The following is a 22,450-nucleotide window of genomic DNA, read 5'->3' on the forward strand; positions in this document are numbered from 1 at the left end:
TTTGCCCTCGTATTGAGGGCATTTTTATTAATTCTCAATACTCAGGTAAAAACTGAATTAAAGTCAATTTTATTCATCTTTATTAGGAATAAAATGTAATCTATTCTGAGCTTGTGTTGAACAAGGGAGATATGGATGAATCTGATTTTGGAAGCTAAAGAAGGGGTTGAACCAGAATTTAAAGTCTTTACAGAGAACAGGGTTAAGTTTTCCCTCAAACGACTTTTATGGATGGTGCGGAAAATTAAAATTCGATATTCGGCCGCTGCACCTGGTAAGACAGCTTGCAATCAAAGCTGCCAGATTAGTCTAGAGACATTTGATCATCGGCAAATCGAGGTGAGTATGACTGCAAGAGATAGGCGGACTGCTCTGGAGATGTGTCTGAAGAGAATATATAAGCTGGTTCAGAAGGCGCTTCATAAAAGTCAGCAATATGGGCGATTCTCTAAAAACGTCTATATATGATCTAATTAAACTTGTACATGTGGGGAGTAGCCTGCTCAGTCATCTGAGTCCTATATATCGTCAATTCGGCCTTTTGGCCCGGTATATGGGTGATTAAACATCAAGGCAAGACCATTTAAATTTTTATAAATGGTTATAGTTTGAATATAAAGCCCCAATCGTTGATCCGACTTCCTAAAATCGTACCCAAATCCCTAGTTTGGGGAATTTCTCGCCTTTCAGCTCACATTGGGCTGGATAATCAAAGAACGTATTTTTTCTCTAAAATTGTTGCAATGAACTTCTTAAAAACTCTGTCCACACTTACTATCTGCATCTTCTTTGCAGGCGGAGTTAGTGCAAAAGTTCAAAAGCCACTGACGCTCAATGAACTCATTGGAATTGCGCTGGAGTCAAGCCCGCAAGTTTTAGCTGCGCGCGATCAATCTAAGGCGGTTAAAGGGCAACTCTCTTCCGCTCGTGCAATTCCAAATCCTGAGTTTGAGTTAAACACGGGACAGCAAAGATCGGTCAGTGGTCCCTTGACTACAGGTAATGTGTCATCGTGGTCAGTGACCCAACCTCTAGACATGCCGTATACCCGCTACCCACGCGTCAATGCTGCTGAGGCTAATTTGCGATCTGCAGAGGCAACTCGGATTGCTTTTGAAATCGAAATGATTTCTAGGGTGCAACAACGCTTTTATGAATTGATGCGTCGTGAAGCGGAATTAAAAGCTGCTGAAGAAGATTTGGGGTTGACCAAGCAAATTCGTGATCGCATGCAAATTCGCTATGACGTTGGTGAGACTGCTCGATTTGAATTGATTCGCGCACAAACCGAATTTTTGAATGCGCAAATCAATACTGAATCTAGCAAGCTGAGGGTGGAGCAGGCTAAGGGTCAACTGAGACAAGTAGTTGGCCATAATTTACCGGCAGACTATGAGGTTGTCTCGCAGCCCCTCAAAATGGAGCCTTTACCTGCCTTACCAATCTTACTCAGTGAGTTACATGCACAAAGCCCTGAGTTACAGCGAGCGAAGGCGGAAGTTGAGGCTACCGAATCCAAGCTGAGCTTTGAGCAGAATTCTCGTTTACCAAAACTATCTATTAAGGCGCAGCAATACAACGACCCTAACTTCACTGATCGCCTGTATGGCTTGGTGGTGAGTATTCCGATTTGGGACTTCAAGGGTGGTCAGATTGCGGAAGCAGAGGCGAATGCATCTAAGGCTAAGAATCAATTGAATGCGCAAAGTCAGAGTCTTGAGCAGCAGTTAGAGACGGCATACAAGCTCTACCAGATGACTAGCTATCAAGTAAAAATTCTGGATCAAGATGTCGTTCAGTTGGCATCGAGTGCGCGTCGGATTGCTGAAGTTTCTTATCGTTATGGTGAGCGCGGCATGCTCGAGTATTTGGATGCACAAAGAACATTTAGAGTAGCTCGTAATGACTTGATCAAGGCCCGCTTTGATTTAGCTTCAGTTGTTACTGAGATTCAGCGTTTAAGAGCAACCCCAGAGTGGATTGCAAAAATTGAGAGTGGAAAGCAATGAAGCAAGAGTTCACGGAAATGATGACGAAGTCCAAGGAGTTGTACTCCCGCTATATGGCAATTGCAAAAGTCTATGTGCAGGAGTGGGTTGCCGCTGTTATTAAAGCTCAAAATGATTTGTATGTGCTGACCCATGAGTGGTTTAGTACCCACCTACCTCGGGTAGCCCAGCAATACGATAAGACTCCCCCTTGGACGCAAAAAGGACTTTTTTACCTTCCTTGGTTTTGTCTATTTCTGATCATCCTGAATTACTTCAACGTCTTTGATCGCAGCCCGACTATTAAGTCTGTACAAGACCCCAATGTGGTGATTGTGAATGATGATCTGCGCAACATGATTACGGATGGAGAGGTTTATACCGGCTCATTTGTTGAAGAATTGCGTGCTTCAGGTCGGGTAGATTTTAATGAGATGTTTTTATCTCGTATCGGCGCGAACGTGACCGGTCGCGTATCCGATATCCTTGCCGTTCCGGGCCAAAAGGTGAAGCAGGGCGATATTTTGGCCAAAATTACTTCTACTGAACTAACGCAATCCCAGCTCTCGTTTTTGAAGGCTAAGAGTGCAAGTCAATTGGCTGACCAGGCTGCTAATCGCGCTAGGATTTTGTATAAAGAAGATGTGATTGCTTTGGCTGAGTTGCAAAAGCGAGAGGCTGAGGCCAGTAGTGCCAAGGCGGAGTATCGTGCGGCAAATGATCAATTGCGTGTTCAGGGCATGGATCAGCCCAGTATCGATCGCTTAGCAAAGTCCGGTGTAATTGAATCTACCAACAATGTGATCGCCAGCATCCCCGGTGAAATTGTAGAGAGAAAGATTAATAAAGGTCAGGTAGTTCAGCCTGCCGATGCTCTCTTTACGGTGGCTGACTTGAATACCTTATGGGCCGTATCTGAGATTCCAGAAAGTAACTCTTATTTAATTCATAAGGGGCAGAATGTGAATTTGATTATTCCCGCCCTGCGTAATGCCGAGATCCAAGGTGTTGTTGCCCACGTTGACTCGATCGTTAACCCACAAACTCGAACTGTAGTGGTACGGATGGAAGTGCCCAATAAAGACGGCTTGATTAAGCCTGGAATGTTAGCAACGATGATGATCGAGAGCCAGCCAACAGAAAAACTACTAGTGCCTACTAGCGCCATCATTCGTGAAGACAATAATGATTATGTTTTTGTGAAAGAGGATGATGAAACCTACCGCATGATGGCCGTGAAGCTTGGCCCTGAAGGTAAGGGATATCGTCCAGTGATCTCAGGTCTCAAGGAGGGTCAAAATATTGCAGTCAATGGCGCCTTCCATTTGAATTCTGAACGTAAAAGACAGTTGAGTGGTGGATAAGCTGCATGATTGAGAAAATTGTCCGTCTTTCCCTGCAGCAGCGACTCTTAGTCACCATCATTGCTTTGGTATTAATGGTGGCAGGCCTGCTGGCAACTAAGCGTCTGTCAGTGGATGCATTTCCAGATGTCACCAATGTGCAGGTACAAATTGCATCTGAAGCCCCGGGTCGCTCTCCAGAAGAGGTAGAGCGCTTTGTCACGGTCCCTATTGAATTGGCGATGACTGGTTTACCGGGCCTTACCGAGATGCGATCTCTCAATCGCAATGGACTCTCTGTGATTACCTTGGTATTTACGGATAAGACAGAGCTCTATTTAGCAAGACAGTTGGTTACTGAGCGTCTGATTGAAGTGTCTTCCAGAATGCCCATTGGAATTACGCCTGTTTTAGCTCCACCTTCAACCGGTTTAGGTGAAATCTATCAATACACCTTAGATCACCCTTCTGATGGAGATAAAGAGCTCACTGTAGATCAGCTTGAAGAGCGTCGGACTATTCAAGACTGGATTGTGCGTCCGATGTTGCGCTCCATACCTGGAGTGGCTGAAATTAATACTCAAGGTGGATATGCGCGTGAGTATCAGGTCTTAGTGAATCCAGAGCGCTTACGTCACTATCAAGTCAGTTTGCGTGAGGTGTATGAAGCACTCGCCAGAAATAATGCTAATTCCGGTGGTGGACAGCTACCCACTTACGCCGAGCGATATCTGATTCGTGGTGTGGGATTGATTACTAAGCCGGAAGATATTGGCAAAATTATTCTGAAAGAGGTCAAAGGTATTCCGGTGTACGTGAAGAACGTAGCGGAAGTCACCATCGGTAGTGAGATACGTCAAGGTGCAGCGATCAAAAATGGCTATACGGAGAGTGTGGCAGGCATTATTCAGATGATTCGTGGCGGTAATGCGCGTGAGGTAGTAAACCGTATTAAATTAAAAGTAGCTGAAATTAACGAAGCAAAATTACTCCCTGATGGCCTGCAGATCGTGCCATTCTATGATCGTACAGACTTGGTCAATGCGGCCATGTTTAATGTGGCGAAAGTATTGGTCGAGGGAGTTATCTTGGTCATTATTTTGCTCTTCTTATTCCTGGGGGATGTGCGCTCTTCCTTGATTGTGGTGGCTACATTAATTTTGACGCCACTACTGACATTCTTGGTGATGAATCGTTACGGCATCTCCGCTAACTTGATGTCATTAGGCGGCCTTGCAATTGCGATTGGCATCATGGTGGATGGCTCGGTAGTAGTTGTGGAGAATACTTTCGCTAAGTTAGGCGAGCGATTAAAGATGGGTGAATCGAAGAACCGGATTATTTTGGAAGCTGCCTCTGAAGTAGGTACTCCGGTCTTGTTTGGTGTGGGCATCATCATCTTGGTATTTATGCCACTACTCTCTCTGGAAGGGATGGAGGGCAAGATGTTTGCCCCTATGGCCATCACTATTGCAATTGCTTTAACTATTTCTCTGATCCTATCCTTTACCTTGTCTCCGGCACTGTGCTCTTATATTTTGAAGGGTGGTAGTGAGGATGACACGAAGCTAGTTGCCCGTCTTCGTGCGCCATATGATCGTTGGCTGCATTGGAGTCTTGCTAATCCGAAGCTGGTCGTGAAGAGATCCTTGATGGCATTAGCGGCGAGTTTGGTCGGCTTTGTGCTCTTGGGTAAAGCATTTATTCCAGTGATGCAAGAGGGCTCAATCACCCCTGTGATTGTGCGCGCGCCGAATATTTCTTTGGATGAGTCAATTAAGCTCGAGTTTGAGGCTATCAAAAGAATTATGACTATTCCTGATGTCAAGATGGCGGTCTCGCGCTTGGGTAGAGGTGAGTCTCCTGCTGATCCAGGTCAGCCTAATGAGTCTGACCCAATCGTGACCTTAAAGGCTTTAAGTGATCGCAAATTAAGTCAAGAAGAGATTGCTCAGGAAATTCGCGATAAGTTAAAAACGCTTCCTGGTATTGAATTAGCGATTTCACAGCCGATTGCTGCGCGCGTCGATGAGATGGTTTCGGGCGTGAGGTCGCAAGTAGCGATTAAGATTTTTGGCGATGATTTGTTGATCTTGAAAAAGCTAGGAGCGCAAATCAGTCAAATCTTAACGAAGATGAAAGGTAGTAATGACTTGCGAATTGAGCAAGTATCTGGACAAAACTATCTCAACATCAAAATTGATCGAGATGCTATTGCTCGTTATGGAATTAATGTATCGGATGTTAATGAAGTAATTGAAACGGCGATTGGTGGCAAGCAGGCTAGCATTGTTTACGAAGGGGAGAGGCGTTTCCCGCTGATGTTGCGCTATCCCGCTCCCTATCGAGATAATGTGGATGCTATCGCCAATATCATTTTGCATTCACCGGATGGTGCTCAAGTATTAATGCGGGACTTAGCGGATATTTCCTTAGTAGACGGTCCAGCACAAATTTCTCGCGAGGCAGGTAAACGTCGTTTGGTTGTTGGCGTCAACGTCGATGGTCGAGATTTGGGTGGCTTTGTAAAGGAAGCGCAAGACTTGATTGCTAAACAGGTTGAGTTGCCAGAAGGGTATACCTTGGAGTGGGGCGGCCAGTTTGAAAACATGGAACGTGCGATGGCTCGTTTAATGATCATTATTCCGTTAACCATTTTGGCAATCTTCTTCCTACTCTTCATGCTGTTTAAGTCCATCCGATTAGCAGGCTTGATTATTTTGGTGCTGCCTTTCGCTTCTATTGGTGGTGTGGTCGGTCTATTCTTGGCTGGTGAATATTTATCCGTACCTGCTGCAGTAGGATTTATCAACTTATGGGGTATCGCTGTTCTGAACGGCGTGGTCTTGATCTCCTTTATTAAGCAATTACGCGAAGAGGGCTACTCTATGGAAGATGCCTTGCTACATGGATGTGGCCATCGCTTTAGGCCGGTCATGATGACTGCCTCAGTCGCGATGCTGGCGTTGGTGCCCATGCTATTTTCAGGTGGTCCAGGATCCGAGGTTACAAGGCCTTTGGCTGCAGTAGTAATCGCTGGCCTCATCACATCAACTGCATTAACATTACTAGTACTGCCTGTCCTATACAGATGGTTCGAAGATAAAGAGGTGGAAGCATGATGGAAGTAAAGGCGGTTATTCGCCCTAATAAATTAGCCGCCTTAAGAACGGCATTACTGGAGACCCCGGGGTTTCCGGGTATGACAGTCACCAAGGTTGAGGGCTGTAGTGCCCCGAACCGTACTAGTAAATTTAATATTAAAGAAGAGCTGACTGATTATTCTGCAAAAGTGAAAGTTGAAATCGTTTGCAACGACGAGATTGCACCAGTTTTTATGGATCGGATTGTGACTATTTGCCAAACGGGTCAAGTGGGGGATGGGGTAGTTTGGTGTACAGAAGTGCCGAAGGCCTTCTTTATCTCTAAGACCTCAGTCTAGGCAAGTCCGTAAATTATTCGGTATGATGATTTGAGCAATTTTCTAAATGATTGCCACTCATCTTGGAGACTAATTTGAAAAATATTATCGATCGCATTGATCATATTGTCCTGACTGTTACAGATATTGAGCGCACTACACAGTGGTATGAAATGGCCTTGGGTTTCGAGCGAGAGTTTTTTACTGGGCCCGAAGGTCAACCACGATACTCTTTGCGTTTTGGGCAATTAAAAATTAATCTTCAAGATAAAGATACGGAGACACCTACAAAAGCCAAAGTCCCCACAATTGGTTCGGGAGACTTTTGCTTGATTGCAGCAATCCCTTTAGATGACTTTATTGCGCATCTTCAGAAGCAAGGCGTTGCTATTGATGTCGGCCCTGTACCTAGAAGAGGTGCGCTTGGTCCGATTCGTTCGGTTTACTTGCGTGACCCAGACAATAACCTCGTAGAGGTTGCTGAATACGTCTAGCCTTGAACTGGATCGAGTGCGCTTAGCTGGCGCGCAAGATCCACAAAGTCTTTCGCGTGGTAATTGGTAAATTGCTCTACATGTAGATCATCTCTCACATGATTTTTACCAAACTCTTGCGGGCGCTCAATAAAAGCAGTTTGCAATCCACAGGCATGGGCGGCTTCAAGATCATCCTTGTGTGCCGCAACTAGCATGACTTCTTCAGGAGATAGATTAAAGGTCTCTGCCACCCCCAAGTAAGTTTCAGGGTCTGGTTTGTAATGTCGGAAAACCTCAGCCGACAAAATGAGGTCCCAAGGCAATCCAGCATTTTTAGCCATGTTGGCCAATAAGCCCAAATTGCCATTCGAGAGAGTCACAATGGTGAATTGACTCTTGAGCTGATGTAAACCTTCAACCGCTTCTGACCAAGGCTGGAGTCGATGCCAAACGAGGTTGAGGTTCTGTATTTGAGCCTCAGACAAACTGTTGATTTGGAAGGTCTTGAGTACATCATTCAGGATCATGCGGTGGAGATCATCAATCTTGGTCCAGGGCAGCTCTCCGGAGCGCACCCGAGCCATAGCCGGCCTATAGCCTTGCCGCCAAGCTGTAGCGAAAGCATCAGGATCAGCCTGAAGCCCTAATCGAGTGACCTCAGCAGCTATGGAGCCATGCCAGTCCACTACAGTGCCAAACACATCAAATGCGAGAACTTTTGGTTTTATATTCATGGGTAGATTATTCATGAGCTTGAAAAATTTTGCTGGAAATCATTCAGCTTGTTACTTCGTCAGGGTTCAAGTTTGAGCTGAGGTCATACAACTCATACATTGCAAAGAATTGCTAGAATGGCAGAGACCCAAAAAGGGCGCTAGAACGAATAAGGGACACGATTATGGGCGGTATTTCTCAGTGGGAAAAACTGAATGTTGAGCTAACAGCAGCTCTTGGAAGCTCTGTTCATTTTGATACAGCCCATCAGGCTGTTTACGCCTCAGAGGCCTCTAATTACCGTCAAATTCCGATTGGGGTTGTGACCCCTAAAAATACTGAAGAATTTGTAAAAGGTATTGAGATTTGTCATCGCAATAAGGCCCCAGTCTTGATGCGTGGTGCTGGTACTTCCATGAATGGTCAAACAGTCAATAACGCTGTGGTGTTTGATATCTCCAAGTATTGCAACCATATTCTTGCCTTAGATCCAGTTGCTGGCAATGCAACTGTTGAGCCAGGTGTAATTTGCGACTCCTTACGTGATGCTGCTGAACTCCATGGCCTCACTTTTGCGCCAGATCCTTCTACGCATAGCCGTTGCACTTTAGGCGGTATGGTTGCTAATAACTCTTGTGGTGCCCACTCAGTCATGGCGGGCAAGACACTTGAAAACACCGAAGCATTAGAGATTCTGACCTATGATGGCGAGCGCTTTTGGGTTGGGCCAACATCCGATCAAGAGTTGCAAGAGATTATTGCTGCTGGTGGTCGTCAAGGTCAGATCTATCAAGACTTACTCAACTTACGTGATCGCTATGCGGATTTAATTCGGGCACGCTTCCCAAATATTAAGCGTCGTGTTTCTGGTTACAACTTAGATCAGTTATTGCCAGAGAATGGCTTTAACGTCGCCCGTGCTCTCGTGGGTACTGAAGGCACCTGTGCTCTCACCTTGGCTGCGAAAGTGCGATTGGTGAAGAGTCCTGCCAAGCGTGTCGTGTTGGTGTTGGGCTTTGATGATATTTATTTAGCGGGCGATGCTGTTCCGGAATATCAATCTTTTAATCCCATTGCGATCGAGGGCTTGGATTACAAAATCATTCGTGGCTTGCAGCAACGCAATCTAGCAAAAGCGGAAATCGATTTACTCCCCCCTGGCAATGCTTGGGTGGTGGTGGAGTTTGGCGATGACACCCTTGAAGGCGCAATAGCTCAAGCTGAAAAAGCCCAGGAGTATTTCAAGGCGAGAACGAAAGGTCCACAGCCTTCAACATGGCTGGTGCCGGACCCATCAATCCAAAAGCGTATTTGGTCGATTCGTGAGAATGGGGCATCTGCTACCCATTTATCTATCGATCCAAATTCGCCTGATCCGGTTGTTGGATGGGAAGATGCTGCGGTTGATCCCGCACGCTTAGGCGAGTATCTACGTGCCTTCCAAGCCTTAGTAGACTCATACGAGTATGAGACTTCGCTTTATGGACACTTTGGTGATGGATGTATTCATGCACGTATCACCTTTAATTTGCGCTCTGTAGAAGGTGTTGCCAAATTCAGATCTTTTATTCGGGATGCCGCAACTTTGGTTGTGGAGTTTGGCGGTTCACTCACAGGTGAGCACGGTGACGGTCAAGCCCGAGCAGAATTCCTCCCCATTATGTTCGGTGAAGAGTTGATGGGTGCAATGCATGAGTTCAAGCGCATTTGGGATCCACAAAACAAACTCAATCCAGGAAAAGTAGTTCACCCCTATCGCGTAGATGAAAACCTTCGCATGGGCCCAGAGTACAAAGTCGTCAATATGAAGACGCGCCTCAATTTCTTAAGCCAAGAAGGTAATGGATTTCAGAGGGCAGTAGAGCGTTGTGTTGGCATGGGTAAGTGCCGTAGCGAAAAAGTCGGCACCATGTGTCCAAGCTATCGCGCTACGAAAGAGGAGCGCTTCTCTACCCGCGGACGTTCACGTCTTTTCTGGGAGATGCTTCAGGGCGAAGTGATTAAAGATGGTTGGGAAAGCAAGGAGCTTAAAGAGGCTCTGGATACTTGCTTATCCTGTAAGGGGTGTAAGAGCGACTGTCCTGCCCACGTGGATATGGCCTCCTATAAGGCGGAGTTCTTGTCTCACTATCATGAGACCAATAGCAGACCTCGTCAGGCACTGACAATGGGTCGCATTGGTGATTGGGCTCCTCTGGCTAGCAAGTTTTCTTGGCTCGTGAACGGGGTCATGCAGACGCCAGTGATTTCCAGTCTTGCTAAATGGATTGGTGGTGTAGCGCAAGAGCGCAGTCTGCCTAAGTTTGCCAGCCATTCTTTTAGAAAGCAGTTTAAGCAATCTCAGGGTGTAAGTATTGGTCACAAGAAAGTGATCCTCTGGGTAGATACCTTCTGTGAGCATTTTCATCCTGAGGTTGCGAATGCAGCGGTTGAGGTGCTGGCACACGCTGGCTTTGAAGCAACATTACCGAAGACGCCGCTATGCTGCGGTCGTCCTTTGTACGACTTTGGCTACCTAGATCTTGCCAAGCAAAAGCTCGAGAAGATTTTGGATGCAATCGGAAGTGAAATTCAAGCAAACCCGGATGCACCGATCGCAGTTGTAGGTCTTGAGCCAGGCTGTATGTCGGTATTTAAAGATGAGTTACTCAAGTTCTTCCCGAATGATCCAAGGGCGAAACTCTTGGCATCCAGCACCTATTTGCTGGGTGATTTCTTGCATGAGCAGGGCTATACGCCGCCTCCTTTAGACCGCAATATCCTGGTTCACTCGCACTGCCACCAAAAGTCTTTGTTTGGCACCAAAGGTGATGTGGCCTTATTGGCGGCCTTGGGTGCCAAAGCGAATTACATTGATAGTGGTTGCTGTGGCATGGCAGGTTCATTTGGATTTAATCCAGAACATGTTGAGATATCCAAGGCGGTTGGCGAGTTGGTATTGCTACCCGCTGTCCGGTCTGCTGATCAAGACACCATCATTCTTACCAATGGCTTTAGCTGCAGAGAGCAGATTGAACAAGAGACTGGGCGCAAGGTAAAGCATTTGGCAGAGTTGCTGCAGATGGCGCATCAAGCCCAAGCGGAAAAGGTGTAAGGCAGAACCTGATAGCTGGAAAAGAAAAAGCCCCGAGAGATCGGGGCTTTTTCAATCCAAAGACTGCTTTTAGATCTTATGAGCGAATCAAGTAATCAAAGGCAGAGAGTGATGCTTTAGCGCCTTCACCCATCGCGATGATGATTTGCTTGTAAGGCACGGTAGTGCAGTCACCTGCAGCAAATACACCAGGCATCGATGTCTCGCCTTTCTGATCAATGATCACTTCACCGCGAGGGGATAAGTCAATCACGCCTTTGAGCCAATCAGTATTGGGGAGCAAGCCAATTTGAACAAAGATGCCCTCCAGTGCTATGTCATGCATCTGCTGATTAGCGCGATCTTCATATCTCAAGGTGGTTACCTTGCCATCTGCGCCCAAAACCTCTTTACTTAAAGCATTCGTAATGATGGTGACATTCGGCATGCTATTCAATTTCTTTTGCAAGACCGCATCGGCACGTAGTTTGGTATCGAATTCAACCAAAGTAACGTGGCTCACAATTCCTGCTAAATCAATTGCGGCCTCAACTCCAGAGTTTCCACCGCCAATCACCGCTACGCGCTTACCTTTGTACAGAGGGCCGTCACAGTGTGGGCAGTAGGCCACGCCTTTACCGCGGTACTCTTGCTCGCCTGGTACATTCATTTCACGCCAGCGTGCGCCTGTACTCAAAATAACGGTCTTACTTTTTAAAACAGCGCCATTTTCTAGTGTGATCTTAATTTCATCACCAGTCTTGCTTAAGCTCTTAGCGGTTTGTAGATTCATTAAATCGACTTCATATTCCTTCACGTGCTGCTCGAGAGCCATGACTAACTTAGGACCTTCAGTTTCTTTGACGGAGATGAAGTTTTCAATGCCAACGGTATCGGCAACCTGACCGCCAAATTTCTGAGCTACCACACCAGTTCTAATGCCTTTACGAGCAGAGTAGATCGCTGCTGAAGCGCCCGCTGGACCGCCGCCAATGATCAAGGAATCATAGGCCTCTTTAGCGTTCAATTTTTCTGCATCACGTGCTGAAGAATTGGTATCGAGTTTGGCGGCAATTTCTTCAACGCTCATACGGCCTTGACCAAACACTTCGCCATTCAGAATGACGGTAGGCACAGCCATGATCTGGTATTGATCTACCAAACCCTGGAAGAGGGCGCCATCGATCATTTCGTGTTCAATATTGGGGTTCAGGGCAGCCATGAGGTTCAAAGCCTGTACAACGTCAGGGCAGTTATGGCATGACAATGAAATGAAAGTCTGAAAGCGCTTCTTACCTTCCAAGCCCTTAATGCTGTCGATCACATCTTGCTCTACTTTTGGTGGATAACCACTAGTTTGCAAAATGGCCAAGATAAAGGAAGTCATCTCATGACCCATTGGCAGGCCTGAGAAGGCAATGCGGGCAACCTCATCCACTTTGCTTACAGTAAAGCTAGGAATATTTTTGCTGCTACCAGAAGTTTTTACTGTGATCTTGGCAGATTGCTCGGCAACCTCATTTAAGAGCTCCAACATCTGAGCTGACTGAGTGCTGTTGTCCAAAGTAGCCTCTAAAACAATCGGGCTCTCAATTTTTTCGAAATAGGTCTTAAGTTGAGCCTTGATATTGCTATCTAACATGGTGTGTTCCTTGGTATTAAATCTTGATGAGTCTATTGGGCAGGGCTGCTATTAATCATCCTGCCCAATAGACTCTCCGAAGAGAGTCTATTGATTACTACTAAATGCTGACTTGAACTATTAGATCTTGCCTACGAGGTCTAAAGATGGAGTCAATGTTGCTGCGCCTTCTTTCCACTTAGCTGGGCAAACTTCACCTGGGTGAGCAGCTGTGTATTGAGCAGCCTTGAGCTTACGCAATGTCTCAGAGATATCGCGAGCGATTTCGTTTGAGTGGATTTCAGCTGTTTTGATCACGCCTTCTGGATTGATGATGAATGTACCGCGCAATGCAAGACCTTCTTCATCAATATGCACATCAAAACCACGTGTCAATGTGTGTGTTGGATCGCCAACCAATGGGAACTTTGCTTTACCTACTGCAGGTGAAGTCTCGTGCCATACTTTGTGTGAGAAATGTGTATCGGTAGTAATGATGTATACCTCTGCACCCATCTTTTGGAACTCAGCATAGTTATCAGCTGCATCTTCAATTTCTGTTGGGCAGTTGAATGTGAAAGCTGCTGGCATGAAAATCAATACAGACCATTTGCCTTTGAGGGACTCATCGGAAACAGTCACAAACTTGCCATTGTGGAAAGCTTGGGTTTTGAATGGGATTACTGGCGTGTTGATTAAAGACATAGGGTTCTCCTGTAAAAAATGAAATAGTTGATTCACAACAGAAGCCATTCTAGAGACTAATTATTTATTTGCATAATGAATAATTTAGATATTAATGATCTATTTATTAGATAATAGATATCTGCCCGATCAAAGCCACAAACGCAGGCTTCCAATGCTGCAATTCGCTTGAAGCCCTTCTTGATGGAAATTAAAAGCGCCCGTTATAAACTGGTTATATGAAGCCAATTTTGTACTCTTATCGGAGATGCCCCTATGCAATGCGGGCTCGCATGGCATTAAAGTACGCTGGGATTGATGTTGAGCAAAGGGAAATTGACTTTAGAAATAAGCCGCAATCCATGTTGCTAGTATCGCCCAAGGGGACGGTTCCAGTCTTATGTGTTGATGAACTCGTTTTGGATCAAAGTCTCGACATCATGCATTGGGCCTTAGGTAAATCTGACCCCAGTAGTTGGAGCGGAGTTGATGAACAAGATGCTCAGAGGTGGATTGAGAAAAATGACGGTCCATTTAAAATGTTGTTAGATCAATATAAGTACCCAAATCGATTCCCTGATCTTAATCCTGAGGATGTGCTGAATAGTGCGATCGATCTGATGTTTGATCCCATGGAAAATGCGCTCCAATCTTCTCCGTATTTACTGGGTAATAGACTGTCCTGGGTAGATGTCGCTATCTTTCCGTTTATTAGACAGTTTGCTGCGGTGAATCCTCAGCAATTTGAAGCGTTGCCATTTCCTGCGCTCAAGAAATGGCTCAAGCTCCATCTTGAGTCGGAGTTGTTTCATTCAGTCATGAATAAGCATCCCACTTGGGCTGAATGACTTCTTACAAAGTTAATCTAGGAAATGAAAAAGCCACCCGAAGGTGGCTTTGGTATTGCTGGAGCTTAGGGCGATATTGACTTCGTCGAAACCCCATTGTTATTAAAATAAATCTGCATTCATGACCTTAGTCCAAGCGGCGACAAAGTCATTCACAAACTTTCCTTTGTTGTCATCCTGTGCGTACACTTCAGCGTAGGCACGTAGGATAGAGTTAGAGCCAAACACCAAGTCAACTCGAGTAGCAGTCCATTTGGTATCGCCTGTATTGCGCTCAACAATGTCGTAGCTATTTCGACCGGTAGGTTTCCACTGGTAGTTCATGTCAGTAAGATTGACGAAGAAGTCGTTGCTTAATATGCCCTCTCTTTCTGTCAGAACGCCATGCTTAGTTCCACCATAGTTGGTTCCAAGAACACGCATACCGCCAACCAGTACAGTCATCTCTTGAGCCGTGAGCCCCATCAACTGTGTTCGATCTAGCAACATTTCTTCTGGCATCACAACATAGTTTTCTTTTAACCAATTGCGATAGCCGTCTGCAAGCGGCTCAAGCACCTCAAATGATTCGATGTCAGTCATCTCTTGAGTGGCATCTCCGCGGCCAGGAGTAAATGGCACTTTGATGTCAAACCCTCCAGCCTTGGCAGCCTGCTCAATACCGATATTGCCGCCCAGTACGATGGTGTCAGCAATGCTGACGCCGGATTCTTTGGCAATTTTTTCGTAAACCGACAGCACTCTTGCTAAACGCTCAGGCTCATTTCCGGCCCAGTCCTTTTGAGGTGCTAAACGAATGCGTGCACCATTGGCGCCACCGCGTTTATCCGAGCCGCGATAAGTACGGGCGCTATCCCAGGCGGTGGTCACTAGGTCACTAATAGATAGTCCACTAGCTTTGATCTTGGTTTTGACAGCCTCAATGCCATAGTCTTTTGAGCCTGCTGGGACGGGGTCTTGCCAGATTAAATCTTCCTTGGGAACATCGGGACCGAAGTATCTTGCTTTAGGTCCCATGTCACGGTGGGTTAACTTAAACCAAGCTCTAGCAAACGTTTCAGAGAAATAGGCCTGATCTTTGTGGAACTTCTCTGAAATCTTGCGATATTCTGGATCCATCTTCATTGCCATATCTGCATCCGTCATCATCGGCATGCAACGAATCGAGGCATCCTCAACATCGACTGGCTTATCTTCTTCTTGGATATTGATGGGTTCATACTGCCAAGCACCTGCTGGGCTCTTAGTGAGCTTCCATTCGTAGTTAAGCAGTAAGTGGAAATAGCCGTTATCCCACTGGGTTGGATTTGTGGTCCAGGCGCCTTCAATTCCGCTGGTGACGGTATCTCTGCCAATCCCACGAGTCTTGTGGTTCATCCACCCCAGTCCTTGCTCATCAATCGGGGCGCCCTCTGGCGCTGGTCCAAGATTGGATGCATTGCCATTACCATGTGCTTTACCAACAGTATGTCCACCCGCGGTGAGCGCAACAGTCTCTTCATCATTCATAGCCATGCGGGCAAAAGTCACCCGAATGTCTTGAGCGGTTTTCAAGGGGTCTGGATTGCCGTCTACGCCTTCTGGGTTGACATAAATTAAACCCATCATGACGGCAGCAAGTGGGTTGGCTAAATCTCGCTCACCTGAGTAGCGGCTTCCTTCGCCACCACTTTTTTGGAGCCATTCTTTTTCAGAGCCCCAATAGATATCTTTTTCTGGATGCCAAATATCTTCACGGCCAAATGAGAAACCAAATGTTTTGAGTCCCATGGATTCATAAGCAATCGTGCCAGCCAAGATCATGAGATCCGCCCAACTCACTTTATTGCCATATTTCTTTTTGATAGGCCACAAGAGGCGACGGGCTTTATCTAGGTTTGTGTTATCTGGCCAAGAATTTAATGGAGCAAAGCGCTGATTACCCGTACCGGCTCCACCGCGACCATCGGCAATGCGATAGCTGCCAGCAGAATGCCAGGCCATACGAATCATCAATCCGCCGTAGTGACCCCAGTCTGCTGGCCACCAATCTTGACTGTTGAGTAGTAGGTCTTTCATATCCTGCTTGAGAGTGCCCACATCGAGTTTTTTCAATTCATCTCGGTAGTTAAAAGATGGACCCATTGGGTTTGTCTTGGCATCTTGCTGATGAAGGATGTCGAGATTGAGTGATTTTGGCCACCATGCCATAGGGGTGTTACTAGATTCGGTATTGGCGCCGTGAGCAACTGGGCACATTCCTTGTGATGTCATTTAGATCTCCTTGTAGGTAAATCATTTTTGGTTTAGTAACCTGACCAAAACAGGTTAACTGAAAAAACAACTTTGGTCAGTGTGTAGGGCACGTTTTCTATTCACCCGCCATAAATAGGATGAGAATGCTCATGATTTGCCAGTCTTGATAGGTTCTGGCTTCAAAATGGCTGCCAAATCCCTTTCATAATGATGGTTAAGGAAGTACAAGCCTTCTGCAATTCCAGCTAAGCGATTTTGGATTTTCATTTTTAACTCCCTTCGTGTTGTCTGTTGCGATGGGCTTATCTTGTTCCTTAGTAATTGATCTGTCTAATGAATTAATACGATTTTGTTGATCTAATAAATGAATATCTAAATGGAATCGCCTCAGCTGAATCAGTCCAGCTCTAGATGGCAGAGGATCCATGAACCAATTTCAATTGGACTTATGCACTGACAATATGAGTGGAGGTGTAGTATTTACATTCCTCAATCAGCTTAGAAAATAATGATAAAAATTTTCTCCCTTATGGTTTTTGTTGTATCGATATTGAGTGCATGTGCGACGGCAGTTTCGGTTCACTCAAGACCTGCAGGGGCTTTAATTAGCAGCAAAAACCAGAATTTGGGTATTTCGCCAGTACGTATTAGCTTAGATTCGGAGATCGGCCAATCATTTCAAAAGTCTGGTGATGGCTGTTACGAGGCTCCTTCATTCACGGCACATTGGGCAAGCGGAGCCGTGGCCTCATCAGCTGCCTCACTCTTATGTCGAGGGCGTGATGGCAATTACAAAATTTTCATCAGAAGACCGGCTAATGCTCCAGATCTAAAAAAAGATCTGGATGCTGCAAATACACCAGAGGCAGTCATGGCGAGAAGACGGGAATTTATGATGGAGAATCATTTGGGAGGATCACACCACTCAGATAATGACAATCCTGATATGCCGTCAAATGTATTGTCTATTGATGACCTTGAAAATGTTGGGCGCATGTGGAAGGAGCGGGATTCAATCCAAATCGGACCAAATAATTAAAGTACCAAAATCATTAAAGAGAAAAAGCCACCCGAAGATGGCTTTTGTATTGCTGGCGCGCCGCGCGAGACCTGAACTCGCTACTCAGCTGGTTTCATCGTGAAGTCACCATTATTGCTGTTGGTGCTCCCTTTATTGGCCTCATAGTATGTAGCTTCCGCCACACCAAAGGGCATGGTATTTGCAACCATTTCAGTCTTATTCGGCGCAATCACAAATCGATAGGTCTTGCCGCTGTCAAATTGATAGGTTTGAGAAAATACGCCGAAAGAGCCGGAGAAGGTGCTATCTATTTTAAGAACATGCTTCCCAGAGGAAATATTGACTACGCAATTTCCCCCATTAGGGATAACGCAGACTTTAAGGTCATCCACATAAACTTGAGCGCTTCTCACAATTGCAAACCAAACTGTGCTTGTGCGATTAAAGATCAGAGTGACATCGCCACCGGGATTAACGGGGGCTGCGCCTTCTTGCGGCATCATGCTCTGACAGCCCACCAAGAGGGTGAGAAAAGCAATGCTCAGTAATTTTTTGAACGGCACTGTTGCATCTCCAAAGTAGGCCACATTAGGCATACATTACTCCAAATTCGCTTTTGTAAACCAAGCACCTGGATTACAAAGAAAAAGCCACCCGAAGGTGGCTTTTGGTATTACTGGTGGGTCGGGCGAGATTCGAACTCGCGACCAACGGATTAAAAGTCCGCTGCTCTACCGACTGAGCTACCGACCCAGTAAGACAGAAATTATAGCAAGAACTTGGTTTGGCTTCCCTGGCTTTGCCGACTTTTGCCTCTACGCCCTGTAGTTACAAGAGTGCTAAGCGCTTGCCCGTCTGGCAACCGGTGGATTTTTCGAGAAATAGTCCTTAATTCCTCTCAAAATTGCTTCGGCAATCCGGTCTTGGTAGGCATCGTCATTGAGGCGGGCTTCCTCCTGAGGATTGCTGATAAAGGCGGTCTCTACCAGGATGGATGGGATATCAGGAGCCTTGAGAACGGCAAAGCTAGCTTGCTCAACTTTGGGTTTATGAAGGGGTGCAAATCCACTAATTTGTTTCAGGATCGATGTACCCACTTGAAGTGAGTCTTTAATCTGGGCGGTGGTCGACATGTCTAACAATAAATTAGCAAGCTGCTTATCTTGTGTTTTGATATTGATACCACCAATCAGGTCAGAAGCATTTTCTTTATTGGCCATCCAGCGTGCTGTTGTACTACTGGCGCCCATTTGAGATAAGGCAAAGACTGAAGCACCTTTTGCTCTAGGTTCGATAAAAGCATCTGCATGAATCGAGATAAATAAATCAGCTTCCACGCGCCGCGCTTTTTGTACTCTAGTATGAAGTGGTACAAAGTAGTCACCATCTCTCGTCAGAAACGGACGCATATAGGGGTCATTCTCAATCTTGTCGCGTAAGCGTTTAGCAATCGAGAGAACAACATGCTTTTCTTTAGAACCCATGGCGCCGATCGCACCCGGATCTTCTCCGCCATGACCTGCATCGATTGCAATGGTAATGAGACGCTTATGTTTTGCTGGGGCAGCGGGCTGCTTAACATCTGGAATCGCTTGAGCTACTGGCGCCCTCGGAGCCTCTTTTTCTTTCTTGGTTGCAAACTGCGCAATCAAGTCAATTTCTTCATTGGCTTTTTCTAGAGCGCTTTCTTTACGAGCGCTACTCTTCACTAATTCCATTAGTGGGTCTGGCGGAGTCGCTGGATAGAGGTCGAGCACCATGCGATATTGGTATTCTGCAATGGGGTCTAGGGTGAATAGTTGAGGCTTGACCGGCTCTTTCAGATCAAATACCAAGCGCACCATGCCAGGTTGAAATTGCCCAACACGAATTTGTGAAACGTAAGGATCGTTAGGCTTGACCTTGGCCACCAAGTCTTTCAAGGTGGAATTCAATTCCATACCTTGAACATCGACTACTAAGCGGTCGGGGTTGGTCAGTAGCTGTTGTGAAATGGGTAATGCTTTATCGGATTCGAGCGTGATACGCGTGTAGTCCTCCGCAGGCCAAATACGCACACCCAAAATTTTGGCACCCCACGCAATCTCCGCCTCGCCAAAGAAGAGGATAAAGCCCAACATCTTTGCTGAAGTTTTGAGATGTTTTCTTCTGGACGAATTAATTGGAGGCTTACTCATCTCTATTGGAGGTGTAGTTTCTCTATGACAGCAATCCCACCTTCGGAGTTTGCTTTGAGTTCTATTTGTCTTTCAGACTCTTGTTCGCCTGCTGCTAAGTGAATTTCAATATCAAAAGCAGGAAGGGAGCCCTCCGCCTTCTCTGGCCATTCCACTAAACAGAATCCAGGCTCATCAAAATGCTCTGCAAAGCCAGCTTCTTGCCACTCTAATGGATCTCTCATGCGGTAGAGGTCAAAGTGATGAGCGGTGATGCCTGCTGTAGTACCTGGCTTGCTAGTCTCTATTTGAATAGGATAGGGCTCACACAAGGTGTAGGTTGGACTCTTCACTCGACCTTCATATCCAAGGGCTTGTATTAGATGGCGGGCAAAAGTGGTTTTACCGGCCCCAAGATCACCCTCCAGGGAAATGTTGAGGTGAGCGCAAGGATCGACTTGAAATAGCCCGCTCAGACTGGAGGCAAGTTTTTGAGCCAAAGCGGTCGTATCTGCTTCTTGCCTACAATGTTGAGTAAATGAATTCTGAGCCATTTGCCTAGTTTATTCAATTATTCAGCTACATTCTGTATTACTCATGACTTCTTCCCAAACGCCGAACTCTGTTGACCAGCCCAATCTTCGTGAATGGCTTGATGAGCAGTCTCGCCAATTGGGTTTTGATGGCTTGCGTATTACCGATACCCATCTTGGATCAGCCACAGAAAGGCTATATGAGTGGTTAGAGCAGGGTCGTCATGGTCAGATGGAATACATGGCTAGACATGCCGATTTACGCTCTGATCCCGGCATGCTTGTTCCAGGTACTGTCAGAGTCATTTGCGTCACCATGAACTACCTATCGCCCGCGATTGATTTTGACCATGAGTGGCAGCGCTTGGCTGAGCCAACTCAAGCAACAGTCTCCGTGTATGCGCGAGGGCGCGATTATCACAAGGTAATGCGCAATCGTTTGCAAGAGTTTGCGCAGAGGATTGAAAAACAGATTGGATCATTTGGCTATCGTGTATTTACCGACTCAGCGCCACTGATGGAAGTGGAACTGGCCCGTAAGGCGGGTTTAGGTTGGCGAGGTAAGCACACGCTGTTATTGAATCGTGAATCTGGGTCGACATTCTTCTTGGGTGAAATTTTGGTCGATGTACCACTGCCGATTGATCAAGAGGAAGAATCGCATTGCGGTACTTGCCAAGCTTGTATAGAGATATGTCCTACCCAAGCCATTACAGCGCCATATCAATTAGATGCGAGACGTTGTATTTCTTATTTGACGATTGAAAACCCAGATGCCATTCCGGTGGAGTTTCGGAGGGCGATGGGTAATCGCGTTTATGGATGCGATGATTGCCAATTGATATGCCCCTGGAATAAATTTGCGAAACGTACGGCCTTACCGGATTTTGCTGAGCGACATGGTCTTGGTAGGGCAAGCCTCATGCAACTTTGGTCTTGGACCGAGGATGAATTTGAGAAGCGTCATGAGGGTAGTGCTATTCGCCGAATTGGCTACTCCCGCTGGCGCAGAAACTTGGCTGTAGCAATGGGGAATGCTCTGGCTGATAGTAGTGTGGCTGAGATAGATAAAGACGCGATCCGTGAGAGCTTGTTCAGCGCCTTGCCTAAGGCTGATGTCCTAGTAGCTGAGCATATTGAGTGGGCGCTTGACTTGTGAGTCTACTCGGCAAATCGTGATTTCATCTCACTTACAATAATCCTATGTCATCCGCCAACCAACCGTATATAGACCCTAGTGAGATTGCTCTAAAGGGCTCGGTAGTGGAGCGCTTTAAAAACCGTCGTGATGCTTTTTGGGCTGGTATTCGGGATGCCGCAGGGGCGCCAGCGATGGTCTTATTTGCCGGCATGGTTGGATTCGGGGCGATGGGTAAGACCAACGGCATGGATGCTTGGTTTACTGGAGCCACTAGTTTCTTCATGTTTGCGTTACCTGGTCAGGTAGTTTTGCTGGAGATGGCAATTACTGGATCATCAGTGATTGCGATTGCTTTGGCGGTGACCTTAACGTCCACGCGCTTCATCACTATGACGGTGACACTCTTTCCTCAGCTTCATGAAAAAGATCGCAATCGCAGTCTTTATGCCTCGGTTCATCTCTTGGCAATGACTGCATGGGCAATCTCGATGCGCGAGTTTCAGACAATTGAGGCCAAGCATCGATCGAGTTATTTCATGGGTCTTGGCTTGCTATGTTGGTTGATCTCTGTGCCGGGCACTATTTTGGGTTACTTTTTAGCGGGCATGGTGCCGCCAGCGATCACTTTGGGTTTGGTATTTATCAACCCTCTATTCTTTTTGCTCACGTTTACTGAGGTAGAGCCTTGGGTTAATCGTATTGCTATTGGCCTAGGATTTATTCTTGGCCCATTTTTCTTTATCTGGGATCGCGATACAAGCTTGCTGACTACGGGTTTAGTAGCAGGCACTGCTGCTTACTTATTTGATCGAAAAGTATTGCGTAAGAAGGCGGGGGTAATCGGCTAATGAATACTGCTCTTCAAGGATGGGGTTTATGGATTGCTTTAGCTGGCGCCACATTCGGGACCTACTTTTGCCGCGCAATTGGTGTTCTGCTCGCTAAAAAAATCAACCAAGAGAGCGAAATATTTCGTTGGCTTGCAGCGGTGACTTATGCAATGGTTGCAGCTTTGGTTGTCAGAATGGTTTTGATGCCCATTGGTCTCCTGGCAACTGTACCCGTCTGGATTCGGATTCTGATTTGCGTTCTCAGTATTGGCGTGATGGTTTCTAAGCCAACACGCCGCCTTGTTCCAGCCTTATTGACTGGAACACTGTTGATGCTCGCATACGGCGTGATGCGCTAAACAAATA

General features: G+C 46.3%; 18 protein-coding genes and 1 tRNA gene. 11 read left to right on the forward strand and 8 right to left on the reverse strand.

The window, feature by feature from the left end:
* Positions 1-743: 743 nt before the first annotated feature.
* From AOC19_RS01935 to AOC19_RS01955, 5 genes are all read left to right on the forward strand, one after another.
* Entirely contained in the window at positions 744-2,009 is a 1,266-nt protein-coding gene (locus AOC19_RS01935; RefSeq protein ID WP_215377133.1) for a TolC family protein, read from the forward strand.
* Positions 2,006-3,352 (forward strand): efflux RND transporter periplasmic adaptor subunit, encoded by a 1,347-nt coding sequence (locus AOC19_RS01940; RefSeq protein WP_215377135.1) that lies wholly within the window; start codon positions 2,006-2,008, stop codon positions 3,350-3,352. The genes AOC19_RS01935 and AOC19_RS01940 overlap by 4 nt, the downstream gene beginning before the upstream one ends.
* A gap of 5 nt (positions 3,353-3,357) precedes the next feature.
* Positions 3,358-6,453 carry an efflux RND transporter permease subunit gene (locus AOC19_RS01945; protein WP_215377137.1) on the forward strand — a complete coding sequence of 1,032 codons (3,096 nt, stop codon included), beginning with the start codon at positions 3,358-3,360 and terminating at the stop codon, positions 6,451-6,453.
* A complete protein-coding gene (locus AOC19_RS01950; RefSeq protein WP_215377139.1) occupies positions 6,450-6,773 on the forward strand; it encodes a P-II family nitrogen regulator in 324 nt (107 codons plus the stop codon). The genes AOC19_RS01945 and AOC19_RS01950 overlap by 4 nt, the downstream gene beginning before the upstream one ends.
* Positions 6,774-6,856: 83 nt before the next feature.
* Entirely contained in the window at positions 6,857-7,246 is a 390-nt protein-coding gene (locus tag AOC19_RS01955; RefSeq protein ID WP_435367685.1) for a VOC family protein, read from the forward strand.
* Here the strand turns inward: AOC19_RS01955 and AOC19_RS01960 are convergent.
* Positions 7,243-7,962: a haloacid dehalogenase type II gene (locus AOC19_RS01960; protein WP_251368059.1), complete on the reverse strand. Its 720-nt coding sequence runs from the start codon at positions 7,960-7,962 to the stop codon at positions 7,243-7,245. The genes AOC19_RS01955 and AOC19_RS01960 overlap by 4 nt on opposite strands.
* A gap of 164 nt (positions 7,963-8,126) precedes the next feature.
* Between AOC19_RS01960 and AOC19_RS01965 the strand changes: the two genes are divergently transcribed.
* Positions 8,127-11,036, forward strand: a complete 2,910-nt coding sequence (locus AOC19_RS01965) for an FAD-binding and (Fe-S)-binding domain-containing protein (RefSeq protein WP_215377144.1) — start codon at positions 8,127-8,129, stop codon at positions 11,034-11,036.
* A 76-nt stretch (positions 11,037-11,112) separates the two neighbouring features.
* On the opposite strand, the gene ahpF is transcribed toward AOC19_RS01965, so the two are convergent.
* Together ahpF and ahpC are read right to left on the reverse strand one after the other, a co-directional pair.
* Positions 11,113-12,657 carry an alkyl hydroperoxide reductase subunit F gene (gene ahpF / locus AOC19_RS01970; protein ID WP_215377146.1) on the reverse strand — a complete coding sequence of 515 codons (1,545 nt, stop codon included), beginning with the start codon at positions 12,655-12,657 and terminating at the stop codon, positions 11,113-11,115.
* 120 nt (positions 12,658-12,777) lie between these two features.
* Positions 12,778-13,341, reverse strand: a complete 564-nt coding sequence (gene ahpC, locus AOC19_RS01975) for an alkyl hydroperoxide reductase subunit C (protein WP_215377148.1) — start codon at positions 13,339-13,341, stop codon at positions 12,778-12,780.
* 218 nt (positions 13,342-13,559) lie between these two features.
* Here ahpC and AOC19_RS01980 point away from each other — a divergent pair, with 218 nt between their 5' ends.
* Positions 13,560-14,168, forward strand: a complete 609-nt coding sequence (locus AOC19_RS01980) for a glutathione S-transferase (RefSeq protein WP_215377149.1) — start codon at positions 13,560-13,562, stop codon at positions 14,166-14,168.
* A 102-nt stretch (positions 14,169-14,270) separates the two neighbouring features.
* On the opposite strand, the gene katG is transcribed toward AOC19_RS01980, so the two are convergent.
* A complete protein-coding gene (katG, locus tag AOC19_RS01985) occupies positions 14,271-16,421 on the reverse strand; it encodes a catalase/peroxidase HPI (protein WP_215377151.1) in 2,151 nt (716 codons plus the stop codon).
* 490 nt (positions 16,422-16,911) lie between these two features.
* On the opposite strand from katG, the gene AOC19_RS01990 reads away from it, so the two are divergent.
* Positions 16,912-17,442, forward strand: a complete 531-nt coding sequence (locus tag AOC19_RS01990; RefSeq protein ID WP_215377153.1) for a hypothetical protein — start codon at positions 16,912-16,914, stop codon at positions 17,440-17,442.
* Between the two features lie 80 nt (positions 17,443-17,522).
* Here the strand turns inward: AOC19_RS01990 and AOC19_RS01995 are convergent, their stop codons facing one another.
* From AOC19_RS01995 to tsaE, 4 genes are all read right to left on the reverse strand, one after another.
* On the reverse strand, positions 17,523-18,020 hold the full coding sequence (locus AOC19_RS01995) for a hypothetical protein (RefSeq protein WP_215377155.1): 498 nt from the start codon (positions 18,018-18,020) through the stop codon (positions 17,523-17,525).
* Between the two features lie 81 nt (positions 18,021-18,101).
* A tRNA-Lys gene (locus AOC19_RS02000) sits at positions 18,102-18,177 on the reverse strand.
* Between the two features lie 86 nt (positions 18,178-18,263).
* A complete protein-coding gene (locus tag AOC19_RS02005; RefSeq protein WP_215377157.1) occupies positions 18,264-19,601 on the reverse strand; it encodes an N-acetylmuramoyl-L-alanine amidase in 1,338 nt (445 codons plus the stop codon).
* 2 nt (positions 19,602-19,603) lie between these two features.
* Positions 19,604-20,134, reverse strand: a complete 531-nt coding sequence (gene tsaE, locus AOC19_RS02010) for a tRNA (adenosine(37)-N6)-threonylcarbamoyltransferase complex ATPase subunit type 1 TsaE (RefSeq protein ID WP_215377159.1) — start codon at positions 20,132-20,134, stop codon at positions 19,604-19,606.
* Positions 20,135-20,177: 43 nt separating this feature from the next.
* Between tsaE and queG the strand changes: the two genes are divergently transcribed.
* Genes queG through AOC19_RS02025 form a run of 3 tightly spaced genes read left to right on the forward strand, consistent with a single transcriptional unit; the run spans position 20,178 to position 22,443 of the window.
* Positions 20,178-21,272: a tRNA epoxyqueuosine(34) reductase QueG gene (gene queG / locus AOC19_RS02015; RefSeq protein WP_215377160.1), complete on the forward strand. Its 1,095-nt coding sequence runs from the start codon at positions 20,178-20,180 to the stop codon at positions 21,270-21,272.
* A 44-nt stretch (positions 21,273-21,316) separates the two neighbouring features.
* The gene (locus tag AOC19_RS02020; protein WP_215377162.1) at positions 21,317-22,102 is read left to right on the forward strand and encodes an AzlC family ABC transporter permease; all 786 of its coding nucleotides are present in this window, start codon (positions 21,317-21,319) and stop codon (positions 22,100-22,102) included.
* On the forward strand, positions 22,102-22,443 hold the full coding sequence (locus AOC19_RS02025) for an AzlD domain-containing protein (protein ID WP_215377164.1): 342 nt from the start codon (positions 22,102-22,104) through the stop codon (positions 22,441-22,443). Before AOC19_RS02020 ends, AOC19_RS02025 begins: the two co-directional genes overlap by 1 nt.
* Positions 22,444-22,450: the final 7 nt, after the last annotated feature.

Origin of the sequence: Polynucleobacter asymbioticus, assembly GCF_018687575.1 — a bacterium.
In the GTDB taxonomy this organism is placed as follows: Bacteria; Pseudomonadota; Gammaproteobacteria; order Burkholderiales; family Burkholderiaceae; genus Polynucleobacter; species Polynucleobacter asymbioticus_C.

Coding starts and splice junctions, on each gene's coding strand:
- AOC19_RS01935 (WP_215377133.1), top strand. CDS start 744: ATGAACTTCTTAAAAACTCTGTCCACACTTACTATCTGCATCTTCTTT.
- AOC19_RS01940 (WP_215377135.1), top strand. CDS start 2,006: ATGAAGCAAGAGTTCACGGAAATGATGACGAAGTCCAAGGAGTTGTAC.
- AOC19_RS01945 (WP_215377137.1), top strand. CDS start 3,358: ATGATTGAGAAAATTGTCCGTCTTTCCCTGCAGCAGCGACTCTTAGTC.
- AOC19_RS01950 (WP_215377139.1), top strand. CDS start 6,450: ATGATGGAAGTAAAGGCGGTTATTCGCCCTAATAAATTAGCCGCCTTA.
- AOC19_RS01960 (WP_251368059.1), bottom strand. CDS start 7,962: ATGAATATAAAACCAAAAGTTCTCGCATTTGATGTGTTTGGCACTGTA.
- AOC19_RS01965 (WP_215377144.1), top strand. CDS start 8,127: ATGGGCGGTATTTCTCAGTGGGAAAAACTGAATGTTGAGCTAACAGCA.
- ahpF (WP_215377146.1), bottom strand. CDS start 12,657: ATGTTAGATAGCAATATCAAGGCTCAACTTAAGACCTATTTCGAAAAA.
- ahpC (WP_215377148.1), bottom strand. CDS start 13,341: ATGTCTTTAATCAACACGCCAGTAATCCCATTCAAAACCCAAGCTTTC.
- AOC19_RS01980 (WP_215377149.1), top strand. CDS start 13,560: ATGAAGCCAATTTTGTACTCTTATCGGAGATGCCCCTATGCAATGCGG.
- katG (WP_215377151.1), bottom strand. CDS start 16,421: ATGACATCACAAGGAATGTGCCCAGTTGCTCACGGCGCCAATACCGAA.
- AOC19_RS01990 (WP_215377153.1), top strand. CDS start 16,912: ATGATAAAAATTTTCTCCCTTATGGTTTTTGTTGTATCGATATTGAGT.
- AOC19_RS01995 (WP_215377155.1), bottom strand. CDS start 18,020: ATGCCTAATGTGGCCTACTTTGGAGATGCAACAGTGCCGTTCAAAAAA.
- AOC19_RS02005 (WP_215377157.1), bottom strand. CDS start 19,601: ATGAGTAAGCCTCCAATTAATTCGTCCAGAAGAAAACATCTCAAAACT.
- tsaE (WP_215377159.1), bottom strand. CDS start 20,134: ATGGCTCAGAATTCATTTACTCAACATTGTAGGCAAGAAGCAGATACG.
- queG (WP_215377160.1), top strand. CDS start 20,178: ATGACTTCTTCCCAAACGCCGAACTCTGTTGACCAGCCCAATCTTCGT.
- AOC19_RS02020 (WP_215377162.1), top strand. CDS start 21,317: ATGTCATCCGCCAACCAACCGTATATAGACCCTAGTGAGATTGCTCTA.
- AOC19_RS02025 (WP_215377164.1), top strand. CDS start 22,102: ATGAATACTGCTCTTCAAGGATGGGGTTTATGGATTGCTTTAGCTGGC.